Origin of the sequence: Streptomyces sp. Y2F8-2 (assembly GCF_014905555.1) — a bacterium.
GTDB lineage: Bacteria > Actinomycetota > Actinomycetes > Streptomycetales > Streptomycetaceae > Streptomyces > Streptomyces cynarae.
On the sequence record NZ_BNGS01000013.1, the window covers coordinates 175,736 to 191,832 of the forward strand.

Here is a 16,097-nt window from a genome sequence, read left to right on the forward strand (position 1 = left end):
CACCCCGACTACCCTCCTGGACGGACGGTAGTCGGGTATGAGGACGCGGCCCTCGGCTCGCCGGTGTGTCGCTCGGAGCAGGGCGGTGGCTCAGACGGCATCGAGGACGGGTCCGTCCAGGGCCGCCGGCTGCCCGTACGCGCGGGCATCGGTCGCCCACCGCTGGGCGTCGGAACCGTCGCGGTCCTTGACGACGATGTCGGCGTCCGGGTCGGGGCTCGCGGGTGTGACGGCGAGGCCCGCGCCCCAGCGCGGGAGCAACTCGCCCCCCACGGTGAGGTCGTAGCGGACGTCGTCGGCGTGTGCCTGGCCCGCCTCGACGCACGGGGCGAGCGTGACGGCTCCGTCGGTGGCGTGGGAGTCGAGGCACAGGCCCGGGTCCGCGACACTGCGCAGCAGGCCGTCGCTCTCGTACGACCACTTCTGGGTCCACGCCGAGGAGCAGGTCGCGAGCCGGGTGCCCGCGCCTGCGCCGACCGTGCCGCGGATGTCGAGGCAGAGGCCTGCGGCGACGGCACGCAGCCGGGTCTCCTGCGGGGCTGTGGGCAGTCCGGCCGTGTCGGGCGGCGCCTGGGGGCCGGAGCGGGGCGAGGGGGTGTCGGGGCCGCCGTCGGCGCTGGTGGAGGCGACCGGGTCGGCGCCGCTTCCGTCGTCGGTCCAGACTCCGGTGACCAGCAGGGCCAGCAGGACGGCGACGGTGGCGAAGCCGACGCCGGTCAGCAGCGTCCTGGACTTCCGGTCCCCCGCGGTGATCCAGCGGCCTGCCGCGGGCATCCGGGTGAGCAGCCGGTGGCGTCCGCCGCCGCCCGGGCGCCGTCCGCGGGAACCGGCGCGCGCGGGGTGCGGGGTGCGGCCGTGCCGGGAGTCGAGGTAGCGCCGGGCGCCCCAGCCGAGGACCGCCTGGGCCAGCAGCGCGCCGAGGCCGTCCTCGCACCGGCGCAGTTGTTCGGCGGCGGAACGGCAGTGGCGACACTGGAGGACATGCTGGTGCACCTCGGGCAGCAGGTCGCCGCCGCGGCGCAGGGGGATGTCCAGCAGCCGGTTGTGGAAGCGGCATTCGGCGCTCGGCGCGAGTTCCCGGTGGGCGCGCACACAGCCCGCCCGGAATTCTTCGCGCGCCTGTTCCAGTGCGGCCGCCGCGGTCTCGGCGTCCATGCCGAGCAGAACGGCAGGGACGGATATGTGTTCGGCTTCGACCTCGGTGTGCCACAGCAGGGACTGGGCGAATGGGGACAGAGCGCGGAAAGCGTGTTCGGCGAGGGCGCTGTTTTCGGGTGTCAGGAACTTCGCGGCGCGCATACCGCGGCCCCCCGCGGGTTTCCTCAGCTCCGGCAGGGCACCGGATATCCGGTCCTCCGCCGCCCATTCCGCGACCGTGTCCCGGACCGCCACGAGAAGCCTCGGACGCAGCGCCACCGCGGAACGGGAGCGGGTGAGGTCGCCGAGGACCCGGTGGAAGGCGGCGGCGGTGGCCATCGCGGCGACGTCGCGGGAGGAGGCGAGGCAGATGACCGCGTAGTCGTACGCCGCCTGCCAGTGTCTGGCCATCAGCAGCGCGACGGGCTGGGCGGTCTCGCCCACGGGCCGGCCCCTGAGCCGGGCGGCCAGGTTCTCGTCGGATTCTCCCGGTGCCGCGCCGGGACGGGGAGGATAGGGCGGACGCGGGGGGTGGGGGGTGTGCACTGAGCGGGTTCCTTCCAAAGCACAAGGCTGCACACGGAGTTCTGCTCTCCGAAAGGACCCGGTTGCCGGGCCATTTCAGCGCCGCGCCGGGAAAAGGTCACGGGTGACGGCTGCACGGCGATCGTCGGCGGACGAGCCTTTTGAGCTCGCCGACGGTCCGGAATAGCGAGCAGCGATGCCGCCCCGGCCATTGCCCCTGCACAGACAGGTCACCTTTGCACAGGTCACTGACGGCCAACAAGGCACTTGAACAACATCGGCACCAGGAAAAGGACAGTGGGAGCCCCTGGCACCAACTCCGTGTTTACGTAACCGTTTTCGCCGGCCCCACGCGCCCCGTGTGAACCGTGCGCCCACGTCGGCGTCGCTCGCACGCTCCCGCCGCGGCGGGGCTCCGTAGTCCACTGGAGCCGGCCTTCTCTTCGGCCCCGCGCGGCACGGCGGCACTGCCGCGCGCAACGGGCCGCCGACCCCGATCCCCCGCCCTCGGTCGGCGGCCCAGAAGGCGCGCGGACAGGGGTGCGCGCGATCTCAGATCTGCCAGGACCGCAGTCGGTCGGCGGCGCCGTAGACGTCGGCCTTGCCGGAGATCAGGTCGCGGGTGAGGTCGACGAGGGCGCCGTAGGGCGGGTCGATGCCTACGCCGCTGACGAACATGTATGCGACTGCGGTGGCGCAGGCGAAGCGGGCGTTCGCCGACGGCAGCGGCTTGAGCAGCGCGAGGGTGTGCAGCAGGGCGGCGGCGCGCCAGGCCGGGTCGGAGTCCACACCGAGGCGGGGCGGGTCCACGCGGTGCCGGGCGACCGCGGCGACCAGCGCGGAGAAGTCGTTGATGACGGGCTGGTCCGGCAGGACCTCTTCGTGGCGCTGGAGCAGCCAGGGCACGTCGATGTGGATGACGGAGGTCATCGGTCAGGCGTCCTGCCCCTCGCCCTTCACGGGTGGCTCGTCGTCGGGGAAGGCCGCCGCGAACTCGTCGGCGTGCGTGGCGAAGAACCGGCGGAAGGCCTCGGCACCCTCCTGAAGGGCCCGGTGCCGGGCGATGTCGGCCGCGGCGGCCTCACGCACCAGGGCCTTCATCGACGTACCGCGCTCCTTGGCGATCTGCCGCAGGTCCTCTAGCTCCCGATCACTGAACTCCACGTTGAGGGCTGGCATGCCGTAACGGTACAGCGAGGGTACTTACTCGTAAATACCCCCAGGTCAACGTGGGGTGTCCACGGTACCGGCGGCAGTGCCGCACAGCACCTCAGGGCCCCGGCTCAGCCGGCCGGGACCTCCAGCCTGCTGATGCGGACCGCGCCGTCGGCGGCGCCCGGCCGGGCGCTGGTCATCGTCAGGCGCAGGCGGGAGCCGCTGACCGCGTCGAAGGTGATCACGGTCGGGGCGTCGGAGGCGGTGGCCCGGTCCACGGCGGCGCCGGTCACGGGCACGTACCGCTCGCCGTCCCAGACGGAGACCTCGACCGAGGCGGGCAGGGCGTGGGTCGCGTCGACGGTGAAGGAGACCTCGACGCGGCCCATGGTCCGCCGCCGCCCGAAGTCGACCGACACCCAGTCCTCCGGCCGGGCGCCGTTGAAGGCGGGCAGCAGGGCGGTGGCCGACTTGTAGAAGGCGTTGGACCACCCGGTGGCCGGATCGCCGTCGAGCATGGCGGCGGGAAGGGTGTCGGGGCGGCCGGAGTAACTGGCGTCGGCGTGGGGGTAGGTGAGGGCTGCCGGAAGGTCGGGCTTGAACACCGGCGCGGGCGTGAGTGCGGTGGACCGCGCGGGAGTGGCCCGGACGGTCGCGGTGGCGGTGCGCAGCCCGTCCGCCCGGGCCGTCACCTTCAGGGCCCCCGCCCGGGTGCCCGAGCGCACGATGGCGAGTGCCTTCCCGTGGAAGGCGGTCCGGGTGGTGGCCTGGTAGCGCTCGGCGCTCTCCTCCCGGCCGTTGTCCAGCCCGGCGAGGGAGCCGCCCTTCACGTCGAAGGTGATCAGGTCCTCGGCGTCGGGCACCACCACGCCGTGGGCGTCGGCGACTTCGGCGGTCACGAAGAGCAGGGAGCGGCCGTCGGCGGCCAGGGACGCGCGGTCCAAAGTGAGGCGCAGGGCGTGCGCGGGCCCGGCGGTGCGCAGGACGTCGGTCGCGACGACCTTGCCGTCCCGTCGCGCGACCGCCTTCAACTCGCCCGGCTCGAAGGGCACCCTCCAGGTGAGGTGGAGCTTGCCCGCGCTGCCGTTCGGGCTCGTGTAGCTGCCGGGGTAGGGACCCGAGGTGAACGTCTTGTCGTCACCGGTCGCCTCGGTGGTCTCCAGGTAGGTACGCCCGTCCGTCGTCTTCTTGGTGTCGAACTTCCTCGTCCCGAGGGACCTTCCGTTCAGGAACAGCTCGACGGTGTCGACGTTGGCGTACGCCCAGACCTCGACGGTGTCCCCCTTCTCGTGGTTCCAGGTCATGGGCACCAGATGGACCATGGGTTCGCCGGTCCACTGGCTCTTGAACAGGTGGTACATGTCCTTGGGGAAGCCGGCCGTGTCGACGGCGCCGAAGAAGGACGCCTTCACCGGGAAGACGTCGTACGGCGTGGGCTCCCCGATGTAGTCGATGCCCGACCACAGGAACTGCCCGGCGAACCACTTCCGGTCGCGGTCCTTCTTGTGCCCGTACTCGCCGCTCATGGTCCAGGAGGCGAGGTTGTTGTCGTACGAGGAGGTGGCGCGTCGGCCGGGCGTGTGGTTCTCGCCGGTGTTGAGGTGCTCGGGCTCCTGGTAGGCGCCGCGCGTCGAGGTCTCGGACGACGACTCGGACTCGAAGAGGAACAGGTGCGGGTAGGCGGCGTGCAGGGCGTCCACCGACTTGGCGGTGTTGTAGTTCAGGCCGAGGCCGTCGAGCTTGGCGAGCATGAGGTCGGCCGCCGTGCCCTTCTTCGGGACGCTGCGGTATTTGTCCGAGCCGATGACCAGCGGGCGGGTGTCGTCGGCGGCCTTGATCGCGCCGATGATCCGGTCCGCCATGGCGAGCCCGGCGGTGGACGTGGAGTCGGGGATCTCGTTGCCGATGGACCACAGGACCACGGCCGGTGAGTTCCGGGCCGCGAGCACCATCTCGGTGGCGTCCTTCTCGCACCAGTCGTCGAAGAACCGGTGGTAGTCGTACGTGGTCTTGCCGGTGTGCCAGCAGTCGAACGCCTCGACCATCATCACGATGCCCAGCTCCTCGCAGACCTGGATCATCTGCGGTGAGGGCGGGTTGTGGGAGGTGCGGAAGGCGTTGACCCCCATCGACTTCATGATCGTCATCTGTCGGCGCACGGCGTCGATGCTGATCGCCGCCCCGAGCGCGCCCTGGTCGTGGTGCAGGTCGACACCCTTGATCTTGGCGTGGGTGCCGTTGAGGGAGAACCCCTCGTCCGGGTCGAAGCGGAAGGAACGGATGCCGAAGGTGGTGTCGTAGGTGTCGACCCTCCCGCCGCCGACCCGTAGTTCGGTGTGCAGGGTGTACCGGTGGTCCGGGGTCGCGAAGTCCCACAACCGGGGTCTGGGGGCGGCGAGTTCATGGGTCTCGGTCGTGGTGCCGGCGACGGTGACCGTGGAGGAGGTCCGTGCGACGGTCCGGCCGTCCGGGTCCGTGACCGTCGAGCGGATCTCCACGTCGACCGTGGCCCCCGACTCGTTCACCACCGAGGTGCGCGCCCGGACGACGGCGCGGGCCTCGGTGATGTCCGGCGTGGTGACATGGGTGCCCCAGCGCGCCACGTGCACCGGCTCGGTGATCACCAGCCGGGCCTCGCGGTAGATGCCGCTGCCCGAGTACCAGCGGCTGCTCGGGAGCTGGTTCTGGACCTTGACCGCGAGGACGTTCTCGGTGGTGCCGTCGGTGTGCAGCAGATCGGTGAGGTCGAAGGCGAAACCGGTATAGCCATACGGGTGGCGGCCGACCTCGGTGCCGTTGCAGTAGACGTACGAGTCCATGTAGACGCCGTCGAACTCCACCGATATCCGCTTACCCCCGAGCGTCGACGGCAGGGTGAAGGCGATGCGGTACCAGCCGAGACCGCCGGGGAAGAAGCCGGTGCCGCTGGTGGTGCCGTGCTCTGTGGTGGGGGTCTGCTCGATGCTCCAGTCATGGGGCACCGCGACCTCGCGCCAGCCCGAGTCGTCGTACCCCGGCGCGGCGGCGGATGGGAGTCCCCCCTGCTCGAGCGAAGCCGAGGGCTTGGGGGAGTACGCGCCCGTCGGGTCGGTGATGCCGCCGGGGTCGACCAGCGCGAACCGCCAGCCGTCGCGGAGGGCCACCGTCCGGCGCCCCGGAGCGCGGGCGGCTGCCGCCACCGGAGTGCTCCCGGCGCCGAGGAGTGCGCCGGCCGCCGGGGCTGCCGTACCGGCGATCAGGACCGATCTGCGCGTGACCGTCATGGGCGGCTCTCCCTCATCAGGGCCCAGAAGTACTCACAACTGATCGTGACCAAACAGATTCTGACGGTGTGGCACACATGCCCGTCAAGGGTGCGGCAGCGTCCTTCTGCCCCACCCGCCACGTCCGGCCGGATCCGCTCCCTTCTTCCGGTGATGCCCGCGGGTTCACGGACCCCCGGTTGGCACTACGCTGGAACACCAGTGACGCGCTCTGCTCACTGTGCGTGTGCACCATGGAGTGGCGACGATGAGCTCCGGCTATCCGTTCGACGACGCCGACACGGCACGGGCGTTCATCGACGAAGAGGGCGTCCTGGTCGAGTGGAACGAGGGTGCGCGCAGGCTGCTCGGCCACGCCCCCTCCGACGTCGTGGGCCGGCCCGCTGCCGAGCTGCTGGCCGCGGGAGCGAACACCGTGCTCCCCCCGGATCCCCGCTGGAGCGGCACTCTCGCCCTGCGGCACCGCGACGGCCGGACACTCTCCGTCTGGCTGCTGGCCCATCACCGGCCCCCGCAGGACGGCGACCACGGCGGCTGGCTGGTGGTCACCCCGCTCACGGGCGGCGGACCGCCTCCTGTGGACGACCCGCTGGCGCGGGCCGACCTGACCCAGTCGCCCTGCGCCGTCGCGATCTACGACGACCGGCTGCGCCTGCACCGGATCAACGGCCCCATGGCCGAGGTGATCGGCCTGCCCGAGGAACGTCTGAGGGGACTCAGGCTGTCCGAGATCGGAGGCCGGCCGCAGAGCGAGGACATCGAACGGCAGATGTACCGGGTGCTCACCACCGGACGGGGCAACGACGTCCACAGCTACGTGCCGATCGGCGGCGACGGCGGCATGCACGCGTGGCTGGCCCGGATGTCCCCGATCACGGACGCCGGGGGACGGGTGCGGGGCGTGTGCGTGGCCGCCCACGACTTCACCGAGCCGTACCTGGCGCGGGAGAGACTGCAACTCGTCAACGAGGCGAGCGTCCGCATCGGCACCACCCTCGACGTCACCCGCACCGCGCAGGAGCTCACCGAGGTGTGCGTGCCCGCGCTCGCCGACTTCGTCAGCGTCGACCTGCTGGATCCGCCCGCCGACGATCTCGAGGGCTATCCGGCCTCGCTCACCGCGCCGGTCGCGCTGTGCCGGGCCGCCCATCGGTCGGTGACCCCCGGCTGCCCCGAGGCGGTCCTCGAACCCGGCCGTGTCGACCTCTACCCCAGCCCCTCACCGCAGGCGGACGCCCTGGTGGCCGGCCGGACGATCGTGGCGGCGGGCACCGAGCTCGGCCGGTGGCTCGCCTGGGACCCGGTGCGCGCCGCACGGGTACGGGACCACGGCATCCACTCCACGATGGCGGTGCCGATCCAGGCCCGCGGCGGAACCCTCGGGGTGGCCGTGTTCTCCCGGTTCCGGCGCCCCGCCCCCTTCACGGCCGACGACGTGCTGCTCGCCGAGGAGATCACCGCCCGGGCCGCCGTCTGCGTCGACAACGCCCGCCGGTTCTCCCGCGAGCGCAGGACCGCGCTCGCCCTCCAGCGCAGCCTGCTGCCCCGCACCCTGCCGCGCACCGCAGCGGTGGAGGCCGCCTCCCGGTATCTGCCCGCGGCGCGCGCCGGGGTGGGCGGCGACTGGTTCGACGTGATCCCGCTGTCCGGGATGCGGGTAGCCATGGTCGTCGGCGATGTCGTCGGACACGGCATCCAGGCCTCCGCGACCATGGGCCGGCTGCGCACCGCCGTGCGGACGCTCGCCGACATCGACCTGGCACCGGACGAACTGCTCACCCACCTCGACGACCTCGTCGTACGCCTCTCCGGGGAGGCCGGTCAGGACGGCGTCACCGGAGAGGTCGGCGCCACCTGCCTGTACGCGGTGTACGACCCGATCTCACGGCGGTGCACTCTCGCCCGCGCGGGTCATCCGACCCCCATGATGATGGTGCCGGGCCGGCCGCCCCGGCCGGTCGAACTGCCGGCCGGGCCACCCCTGGGCCTGGGCGGGCTGCCCTTCGAGTCGGCCGAGATCGCCCTGCCCGAGGGCACCGTTCTCGGCCTGTACACCGACGGGCTGATCGAGAGCCGCGAACGCGACGTGGACACCAGCCGCGAGCTGCTGTGCGCGGCCCTGGCCGGACCGCCCACCGCGGACCCGGCGTCCGCCCCCGGCTCCCTGGACGAGGCCTGCGACCGTGTCCTGCACGCGCTGCTTCCCCCGGGCGGGGCGTCCGACGACGTGGCCCTGCTGCTCGCCCGCACCCGCTCGATGCCCGCCTCCCAGGTGGCGACCTGGGACATCCCCGCGGATCCGGCGTTGGTCGCCGCGGTCCGCAAGCAGGTCGCCGGGCAGGTGGAGACGTGGGGACACACGGACGCCGTGTTCACGGCCGAACTGGTGGTCAGTGAGCTGGTCACCAACGCCATACGGTACGGCGAGCGCCCGATCCGCCTGCGGCTGATCCATGACGCCGCGACACTCATCTGCGAGGTCTCCGACACCAGCCACACCGCCCCGCACCTGCGCCGGGCCAGGATCTACGACGAGGGCGGCCGCGGGCTGCTCCTGGTGGCCCAGCTCACCCAGCGATGGGGCAGCCGCCACACCGCCGACGGCAAGACGATCTGGGCGGAGCTGAACCTGGTCCAGGAGTGACGCACGGCCGCCCGCCCGGTCAGCGCCGGCCGCCCCCGCCGCCGTAGGGTCCCCAGCCCCCGTATCCGCCGTATCCCCCGTAGCCACCCCAACCGCCGTATCCACCCGGGCCGTTGGGGGCGCAGTCCGGGGAGGAGCACGCTCCCCCTCCCGGGGAGGAGGGCCGACTCGTGCCCGGGGTGGGCCGGGCGGGGGTGGGAGCCGGCTTCGGGGCGCCGTGCGTCGTGGGGGTGGTCGTACGGGAGGGTGCGGCGCTCGGGGCCGTCGGGGTGGCCGTCTCGGCGTCCCTGCCCCAGTTGACCGACTGCATCCGCAGCGAGTTCGGCGTGTCGGTGAGCCAGTGCTGGGTGCCGTCCTCCGTGCGCGGCTTGACCACGAGCCCCGCCCCGGTGGCCGGCGAGGCCGGGGTCAGCGCCAGGTCCTGGTTCCAGCGCGGGACGATCGCGCCCTGCACGGTGAAGTCGTAGCGGACGTTCTTCGACTCGGGCCGGGACTGTCCCACGCACGGGGCGAGCTGCGCCGAGTAGCCGAGGTGGGAGTCGAGACACAGTCCGGGTGCGGCGACACTGCGCAGCAGTCCGTCCGTCTCGTACGCCCACTGCTGGGTCGCGGACGTGGCGCACGAGACGAGTACGGCCTCGGCGCCGGCCGCCGCCTGCTTGCGGTCCAGGCCGATGCAGAGCCCGCTGTCCTGGTTGCGCAGCCGGCCGCGGAAGGCACCGGTGGGGACCTCGGCGGCGGCGCCGACCCACGAGGGCGATCCGGAGGCGCTCGCCCGTGCTCCGGGGCTCGGCTCATCGGACGGCGCGGCGGTGGCGGAGGGGGCGCCCCCGGCGGAGTGGGCGACGGACCACACCGCCAGCGGCAGCAGGATGAGCGCGCTCACCGTCGCCACGGCGAGGACGAGCTGCCGGCGCTGAGGGGAGCGGCGGGGGGCCTTGTGCGCGCCGGCGGACCGGGGGCCGAGCCCGGCGGAGGCGGCCGGGGTGGCACGGGTGGCTCGGCCGGGGTCGCTGCCGGGTACGTCCGTGGCGGGCCGGTACCCGGCGTCGGCAGACGGCTCGGGCTGGAGGGCGAACCGCCGGTACGCGTCGGCGGAATCGGCCGGTGGCTCTGGGGCGAACCGCCCGTACGCGTCGGCGGAATCGGCCGGCGGCTCGGGGGCGAACCGCCGGTGCGCGTCGGCCGGGTCGACCAGTGGCTCTCCGCCCACGGGCGCTGCCGGGACCGGCTCGGCCGCCCGGGTGCGTGCGGCCGCGTCGTCGAGGTAGGCCTGTGCGCCCCAGCCGAGCACACCTTCGGCGAGGAGGAGGGGAAGCCGGGCGCGGAAGCCCTCCAGCTGCTCGGCGGCGTGGTGGCAGTGCGCGCAGCCGTCCATGTGCAGGCGCAGGTCGGGGTCGAGGACGGGGTTCTCCCGGCGCAGCGAGACGTCCAGCAGTCGGACGTAGCGGCGGCACTCCTCGTCGGGCGCGGACTCCCGGTGGACGTCGAGGCATGCCTCGCGCAGCTGTTCGCGCGCCCGCTCGAGCCGCACCTCGGCGTCGCCCGCGTCGATCCCCAACAGGGCTGCGGGAAGCGTGACTTCCTCACGTTCGACCTCGACGTGCCACAGCAGACAGCGGGCCGGCTCGGCGAGCCTCGGGAAGGCGCGGGAGACCAGCCGCCGGTTCCCGGGCGGCAGCAGCCGCGCCGCAGCGCGCTCACCCAGGGCGGGGTCCGAACGGAGGACGGGGTGCAGCAGCTCGCGCCGGTGGTCGGTGTCCCATTCGGCCGCCAGGCGCCGTATGGCGACCAGCAATTGGGGCCGCCAGGCCGCCGTGGGTCCGCCCTGGCGCGCGGAATCCTCGAAGAGCCGGGTGAATGCGGCGGTGGTGAGCATTCCCGCGGGATGCGCACCGTCCGTGCACAGGCGGGCGTAGGAGAAGGCGGCTTCCCAGTGCCGGTCGAGCAGTTCGCCGACCGGATGGTGCACGGGCCTCTTCCCGGCGGACTTCTTCAGTTCGGCGGCGAGCTGTTCGTCAGTGACGCCGTACGACGGAACGGGGTCGGGGGAATGGTTCAGGGCCCCACCTTTCGCGTCCACGCTCCTCCAAAAAAGCCACGCGAGTTCTTGGTACATACCAATGGAGGCACGCCCGGCCGACAGCACGCGGGGGTGTCCATGGAAAGGTTGTCCGTCAGGCCGAACTCCGCCCTGGGCAGCTCTCGTGGAGCGGGCGGGGATCGACGGCGCCTGCGTGCGTCGCGGTGAAAGCAATGGTCCGCGCGCTGACGGGGAACACCCTTGCACAGGTCACCGAGCCCGAACAAGAGACTCCGTCACTTTCCATTTGCCCTTTGCATTAGGTCTGTTGACCAAATGTCAGTCAACTGGGGACCGGTAACCGCGAATTCCCTCCCGTCGGCCCCTCCGCGCCCGGAATTCAGCCCTAGATACCCCGTTGTGCGGCCCGGTAGGCGCCCGGCGGTGTTCCATAGCGCCGGCGGAAGAGACGGTTGAAGTGGAACGGGCTGCCGAAACCGGAGGCGGCGGCCACCCGTTCGACCGAGAGCTCGGTCGCTTCCAGGAGACGGGCGGCATGCCGCAATCGGGCTTCGCGCAGGGCGGCCATCGGGGAGTGGCCCAGTTGTTCGGTGAAAAGGTGTGCGAATCGGGACGGGGAGAGGGACACGCCCTCGGCCAGGGACCGCACGGTGTGCGGCGCGGCCGGGTCGGCCGCGATCAACGCCTCGACAAGGCGGATCCGTTCGTCGATTCCGGAGGGGGACGGGCTCACCCGGGCGGTGGCGAGCAGCACGATCTCCTCGAGGCAGCACAGAGCCAGCTCGCGGGCGACGGTACCGTGTGCGACGGCGACCTCGCCGTCGTCGGGCCGCACCGGCTCGGGCGGTGTGCCGAGCCCGCCCCAGCGGGCGTCGGCCAGCATGCGCGTGAAGGCCGTCTCGATACGGTCCCGCCCGTGTCCGGCGCCGACCGTGTAGAGACGGTCACCCACCTCATGGGGCCCCAGTCGGCCGACCCAGGAACTCCGCGCCTGGCAGTGCACCCACCAGAACGCCCAGTGCCGGGCCCCGGGCGCGATCCCGTACCGGTGGGGCACGCCCGGCCCGAGCACCACCAGGTCCCCGTCACCGGCCGTCACCCGGGTGGCGCCCTGGTCCAGGATGCCCCGCCCGCCGGTGGTCCAGGTGAACAGCCAGCTGTCGGCTCCCCGTGGCGGGTTGATGCCGTATCCCGGCGGCTGGTCGAAGCGTCCGACCGTCACCAGGCCGGGCGGCGGGGCCGGGACAGCAGTCCCGGGCAAGTCGTCAGCACGCACAGGCATCCTCCCCACAGGCACTCCCGCCTAGCGTGAGGCACACACCAGACCGTTGAAAGGGGAGGGCCCATGGCAGTCACCGGCATGGAGGGGTTCGAGGAGGACGGGTTCGCGGTCGCGCGCGGGCTGTTCTCCCGGGCGGAGATCGACGCCCTGTGCGCCGAGTTCACGGCCCTGAAGGACGCGGGACCCGTACCGGGGCACTTCGAGCCCCGTGCGTCCGCGGCGGACGCGGCCGCCGATCCGCTGCAGGTCCACCCCCGCGTCATGCACCCGCACCGCATCAGCGAGCTGTCGCTGCGGTTCCTGCTGGACCCGAGGCTCGGGGAGGTTCTCGAGACGCTGCTGGGCGAGGAGGTGCTGGCCGCGCAGAGCATGTTCTACTTCAAGCCGCCGGGCGCCCGGGGTCAGGCGCTGCATCAGGACAACTTCTATCTGCGGGTGGAGCCGGGCACCTGTGTGGCCGCATGGATCGCCTGCGATGTGATCGACCGGGAGAACGGCGGCCTGGAGGTGGTGCCGGGCACGCACCGGATGGACCTGTTCTGCCCTGAGGAGGCGGACATCGAGCTGTCCTTCGCCCGTGAGTACGTGCCGCCACCGCCGGGCCTCGATCCGGTGCCCGTCGTGATGGATCCGGGCGACGTGCTGTTCTTCAACGGCAGCCTGGTGCACGGCTCCCAGCCCAACCGCAGCGCCGACCGCTTCCGCCGCTCCTTCATCGGCCACTACGTCGGCCGCTCCGCGGAGCGCATCGGCGGCTACTACGACACCCTGACGATGGACGGCACACCCGTCGCGCTGCCCGAGAGCGAGGGCGCGGGCCCCTGCGGCACGGAGTTCGCCGCCGTGGGTCCGCACTGAGGCGCCACGGTCAGGACGTGAAGGCCAGGATGGCGTCCGCGACCGCCCGCGGGTTCTCCAGCAGCATGGCGTGCGTGCCGTCGATCGGGGCGACGGTCACATCGGGCCGCTCCTCGGCGAGGGCGGCCAGGTCGCGGGCGAGCCCCCTGGCGTAGGCGAGCATCATCGGATCGAACCAGTCCAGGCCCGGGACGGAGGGCACCTGCCGCTGGGCCCGGCCGAGGAGCAGCGGCGCGGTCATCCTGCGGAACAGGGCGAACAGGTCCAGCGAGTCGATGACCTCGAGCATCTGCAGCGCCTGTTCCCGTCCCGGCCGTAGCTCCAGAGCCCCGTCGTCCCGCTCCCGCACGGACCGCCGGATGCCCGCCTCCAGCAGTTCGTAGGGGATGCCGAGGCGCTCGGAGATCGCGCGCTGTTCGGCGAGGAGGTCCTTGACCCCGTCCGGGGGCAGCTTCCTGCCCTGGCCGGCCGCGTTCAACTCCCGTACCTGGCCGAGGTGCTGGGCCACATAGTCCGGGTCCAGCCCCACGTACTGGTCCGGGCGTCCCCAGCCGAACCCGTCGAGGTTCACGGCCCCGGGGGTGACGTCCTGGTGCTCCAGCGCGTACAACACGGCGAGGATGCCGCCGAAGGAGTGCCCGACGGGGAGCGCGCCCGGGATGCCGTGCGCCGTCAGGACCTCCTCGAGGTCGCCGAGCACCTCGGGCAGGCGCCAGGGTCCGTCCGGCGAGAGGCCGTGACCGCGCAGGTCGACTGCGAGCACGCGGTGCCGGGCCACGAGGAGGGGGGCCACGGCCGCCCAGTCGGCGAGCGTGCGCCCGGCGCCGTGCAGGAGCAACAGGGGCGGCCCGGCACCCCCGTGGTCGTGCACGGCCAGCGCGATACGGTCTGCGGTCATGGCACGACAGTAGAGCGTCGGGTCGGCGTACGCCCTGGTGAATCGGCGTACGCCCTGGTGAAACGGGCCCTCCGTCAGGGGCGCGGCGTGAGGAGGTCCAGGGCCCGGTGCCAGCGGAACCGCGGGCGGGTGCCGTCCTCGGCCGCCTCTCCGGCGTACGGGTCACCGAACCGCACCCCCATGCCGGTGAGCCGTTCGAGGCTCGCGCGGTAGGCGGGGTGGGCCGCCAGCGCCTCGCTCACGCAGGGCAGGACGGCGATCGGGACGCCGAGCCCGTACGCCTCGCACAGGGTGCCGAGGGCCAGGGTGTCGGCTATGCCGGCGGCCCACTTGTTGATCGTGTTGAAGGTGGCGGGGGCCACGACGACCGCGTCGGGGTCCGGGAACGGCCGGGGGTCGCCCGGGGCGCGCCACGCGGACCGGATGGGGCGGCCGGTCCGCTCCTCGACGTCGGCCGTGTCGAAGAACCGGAGGGCGAGCGGGGTGGCGATGACGCCCACCTCCCAGCCCCCTTGCAGCGCGGCCGTGATCAGTTCGGGGACGTCCTGCGCGACGCCGGCGGCGCAGACGACGACGTAGAGGAAGGGTTTGTTGTCGTGTCGGGTCACGCCCGCACCCTAGTGATCACGGCGGGCGGCCGGGTGGCCAGTTCGGTCAGTTCCTTCCGGGCCTCCGCGAGGGAGGTGTCCGCCAGGTCCCGGAAGCGGGCCAGGTGGGGGACGAGAGAGGCGAGGGCCATCTCGGCCTGCACGAAGTGGAGATTCTCCTCGGCCACGCCGTGGTCCCTGAACCAGGCGCGCAGGTAGGGCCGCTGGAAGTCGAAGGCCTCGCGGGGCGTGCCCGGCCCGTAGGCCCCGCCGCGGGCCATGACCACCACGACCCGGGTGTCGTGAAGCGCGCTGCCACCGGTCCCCGGGTCGAGGAAGGCACCGGGGAAGGTCACCCGGTCGATCCACGCCTTGAGCGCGGCGGGCACCGAGAAGTTGTACATCGGCACGCCGAGCAGCACGGTGCCCGCGGCCCGCAGTTCGCGGATCAGCGGCAGGGTGAGCGCCCACTCGCGCCGCTCGTCCGGAGTTCCGGTGAGGGCGCCGACCTCCTCCGGCGGGACGACTCCGCAGCGCTCCAGGCGCCGGCCGAGGACGACGTAGGCGGGGCCCAGCGGCGGCACCGGGTCGGCGGCGAGGTCGCGGTGGCGGTAGCCGTCGATGCCGTGGCGGTCGCACCAGATGTCCGCGAACAGCCTGGTCAGTCGGCGGGTGAGAGACTCGGCGGCGGGGCCGGCGCTGGAGTCGAGGTGCAGCAGCCCGGGTCGGGGGTCGGCCATGGTCGTCTCCTGTCACTTCCTGGGGTTCCGGTACGTCAGCCAGGTGACGGGGCACGCCGGGGAAAGGTGACCGATGAGCGGACAGGACGAGCTGGCCGAGCGGTTCGAGGCGCAGCGCGGCAGGCTGCGGGCGGTCGCGTACCGCATGCTCGGATCGCTCGGTGAGGCGGAGGACGCCGTCCAGGAGACCTGGCTGCGGCTGGCCAGGACCGACGCCGACGAGGTGGAGAACCTGCCCGGCTGGCTGCGCACCGTGATCTCGAGGATCTGTCTCGACATGCTGCGTTCGCGCGCGTCCCGGCGCGAGGACCCCGAGCCCGTCTCCGACGAGGTGGGGGCGGACGGCGGTGCGTCCGGCCCCGAGGAGGAGGCGCTGCTCGCGGACTCGGTGGGTCTGGCGCTGCTCGTCGTGCTCGACCGGCTCTCCCCCGCCGAGCGGGTGGCGTTCGTGCTGCACGACTCGTTCGGCGTGCCGTTCGAGCAGATCGGGCCCGTCGTGGGCCGCTCGACCGTCACCACCAAGAAGCTCGCGAGCCGCGCCCGGCACAAGGTCCGCGGCACCTCCGCGCCTCCCGCCGAGTTGGACGGGCACCGCCGGGTCGTCGAGGCGTTCCTCGCGGCGGCACGCGGCGGTGACCTCGGCGGACTGCTGGCGGTGCTGGCGCCCGATGTCGTACGGCGAGCCGACGCCGCAGCGCTGCCGCCGGGCGGGGCGCCGGAGCTGCGCGGAGCGCGGGCCGTGGCGGAGCAGACGGTGCTGCTGCGCGGGCGGGCCCGGTTCTCCGAGGTCGCGCTGGTGGACGGGGCCGTGGGAGCCGTGGTGGCGCCGCGCGGCCGACTGCGCCTGGTGCTGAAGATGACGGTCGAGGACGGGAGGATCACCTCCTACGAGGCGATCGCCGATCCCGTGCGGCTGCGCGGGCTCGCACTCGCCGTCCTCGATACGGGAGTCACGGGGCGGTGA

The 16,097-nt window shown here is 72.8% G+C and carries 12 protein-coding genes; 3 read left to right on the forward strand and 9 right to left on the reverse strand.

Translation table 11 applies throughout. The features are described from left to right. Window positions 1-90 precede the first annotated feature (90 nt). The 4 genes from SY2F82_RS34615 to SY2F82_RS34630 all read right to left on the reverse strand — a co-directional run bounded on the left by SY2F82_RS34615 (window position 91) and on the right by SY2F82_RS34630 (window position 6,080). Window positions 91-1,581, reverse strand: coding sequence for an RICIN domain-containing protein (locus SY2F82_RS34615; RefSeq protein WP_374707231.1), 1,491 nt, complete (start codon window positions 1,579-1,581; stop codon window positions 91-93). A 633-nt stretch (window positions 1,582-2,214) separates the two neighbouring features. After that, a complete protein-coding gene (locus tag SY2F82_RS34620) occupies window positions 2,215-2,592 on the reverse strand; it encodes a toxin Doc (RefSeq protein WP_200423029.1) in 378 nt (125 codons plus the stop codon). Window positions 2,593-2,595: 3 nt separating this feature from the next. Continuing rightward, a complete protein-coding gene (locus SY2F82_RS34625; RefSeq protein WP_200423030.1) occupies window positions 2,596-2,841 on the reverse strand; it encodes a hypothetical protein in 246 nt (81 codons plus the stop codon). A gap of 104 nt (window positions 2,842-2,945) precedes the next feature. Beyond that, the gene (locus SY2F82_RS34630) at window positions 2,946-6,080 is read right to left on the reverse strand and encodes a glycoside hydrolase family 2 TIM barrel-domain containing protein (RefSeq protein WP_200423031.1); all 3,135 of its coding nucleotides are present in this window, start codon (window positions 6,078-6,080) and stop codon (window positions 2,946-2,948) included. A 247-nt stretch (window positions 6,081-6,327) separates the two neighbouring features. Between SY2F82_RS34630 and SY2F82_RS34635 the strand changes: the two genes are divergently transcribed. After that, on the forward strand, window positions 6,328-8,724 hold the full coding sequence (locus tag SY2F82_RS34635; RefSeq protein WP_200423032.1) for a SpoIIE family protein phosphatase: 2,397 nt from the start codon (window positions 6,328-6,330) through the stop codon (window positions 8,722-8,724). A 19-nt stretch (window positions 8,725-8,743) separates the two neighbouring features. On the opposite strand, the gene SY2F82_RS34640 is transcribed toward SY2F82_RS34635, so the two are convergent. Together SY2F82_RS34640 and SY2F82_RS34645 are read right to left on the reverse strand one after the other, a co-directional pair. Then, window positions 8,744-10,807 (reverse strand): ricin-type beta-trefoil lectin domain protein, encoded by a 2,064-nt coding sequence (locus tag SY2F82_RS34640; protein WP_308437808.1) that lies wholly within the window; start codon window positions 10,805-10,807, stop codon window positions 8,744-8,746. Between the two features lie 346 nt (window positions 10,808-11,153). Next, window positions 11,154-12,050, reverse strand: a complete 897-nt coding sequence (locus SY2F82_RS34645) for a helix-turn-helix domain-containing protein (protein ID WP_200423034.1) — start codon at window positions 12,048-12,050, stop codon at window positions 11,154-11,156. Between the two features lie 63 nt (window positions 12,051-12,113). Here SY2F82_RS34645 and SY2F82_RS34650 point away from each other — a divergent pair, with 63 nt between their 5' ends. Next, window positions 12,114-12,908 carry a phytanoyl-CoA dioxygenase family protein gene (locus tag SY2F82_RS34650; protein WP_200423035.1) on the forward strand — a complete coding sequence of 265 codons (795 nt, stop codon included), beginning with the start codon at window positions 12,114-12,116 and terminating at the stop codon, window positions 12,906-12,908. A gap of 10 nt (window positions 12,909-12,918) precedes the next feature. On the opposite strand, the gene SY2F82_RS34655 is transcribed toward SY2F82_RS34650, so the two are convergent. The 3 genes from SY2F82_RS34655 to SY2F82_RS34665 form a co-directional block, all read right to left on the reverse strand. Then, a complete protein-coding gene (locus SY2F82_RS34655) occupies window positions 12,919-13,806 on the reverse strand; it encodes an alpha/beta fold hydrolase (protein WP_200423036.1) in 888 nt (295 codons plus the stop codon). 74 nt (window positions 13,807-13,880) lie between these two features. Then, entirely contained in the window at window positions 13,881-14,414 is a 534-nt protein-coding gene (locus tag SY2F82_RS34660) for a flavoprotein (protein WP_200423037.1), read from the reverse strand. Then, the gene (locus SY2F82_RS34665) at window positions 14,411-15,133 is read right to left on the reverse strand and encodes an FMN-dependent NADH-azoreductase (RefSeq protein WP_200423038.1); all 723 of its coding nucleotides are present in this window, start codon (window positions 15,131-15,133) and stop codon (window positions 14,411-14,413) included. The genes SY2F82_RS34660 and SY2F82_RS34665 overlap by 4 nt, the downstream gene beginning before the upstream one ends. Window positions 15,134-15,206: 73 nt before the next feature. On the opposite strand from SY2F82_RS34665, the gene SY2F82_RS34670 reads away from it, so the two are divergent. Next, the gene (locus tag SY2F82_RS34670) at window positions 15,207-16,097 is read left to right on the forward strand and encodes a sigma-70 family RNA polymerase sigma factor (RefSeq protein ID WP_200423039.1); all 891 of its coding nucleotides are present in this window, start codon (window positions 15,207-15,209) and stop codon (window positions 16,095-16,097) included.

Excerpts from the sequence above, each read along its gene's own strand:
- SY2F82_RS34630 (WP_200423031.1), bottom strand. The coding sequence starts at position 6,080 with ATGACGGTCACGCGCAGATCGGTCCTGATCGCCGGTACGGCAGCCCCG.
- SY2F82_RS34665 (WP_200423038.1), bottom strand. The coding sequence starts at position 15,133 with ATGGCCGACCCCCGACCCGGGCTGCTGCACCTCGACTCCAGCGCCGGC.
- SY2F82_RS34645 (WP_200423034.1), bottom strand. The coding sequence starts at position 12,050 with ATGCCTGTGCGTGCTGACGACTTGCCCGGGACTGCTGTCCCGGCCCCG.
- SY2F82_RS34620 (WP_200423029.1), bottom strand. The coding sequence starts at position 2,592 with ATGACCTCCGTCATCCACATCGACGTGCCCTGGCTGCTCCAGCGCCAC.
- SY2F82_RS34655 (WP_200423036.1), bottom strand. The coding sequence starts at position 13,806 with ATGACCGCAGACCGTATCGCGCTGGCCGTGCACGACCACGGGGGTGCC.
- SY2F82_RS34670 (WP_200423039.1), top strand. The coding sequence starts at position 15,207 with ATGAGCGGACAGGACGAGCTGGCCGAGCGGTTCGAGGCGCAGCGCGGC.
- SY2F82_RS34635 (WP_200423032.1), top strand. The coding sequence starts at position 6,328 with ATGAGCTCCGGCTATCCGTTCGACGACGCCGACACGGCACGGGCGTTC.
- SY2F82_RS34650 (WP_200423035.1), top strand. The coding sequence starts at position 12,114 with ATGGCAGTCACCGGCATGGAGGGGTTCGAGGAGGACGGGTTCGCGGTC.
- SY2F82_RS34625 (WP_200423030.1), bottom strand. The coding sequence starts at position 2,841 with ATGCCAGCCCTCAACGTGGAGTTCAGTGATCGGGAGCTAGAGGACCTG.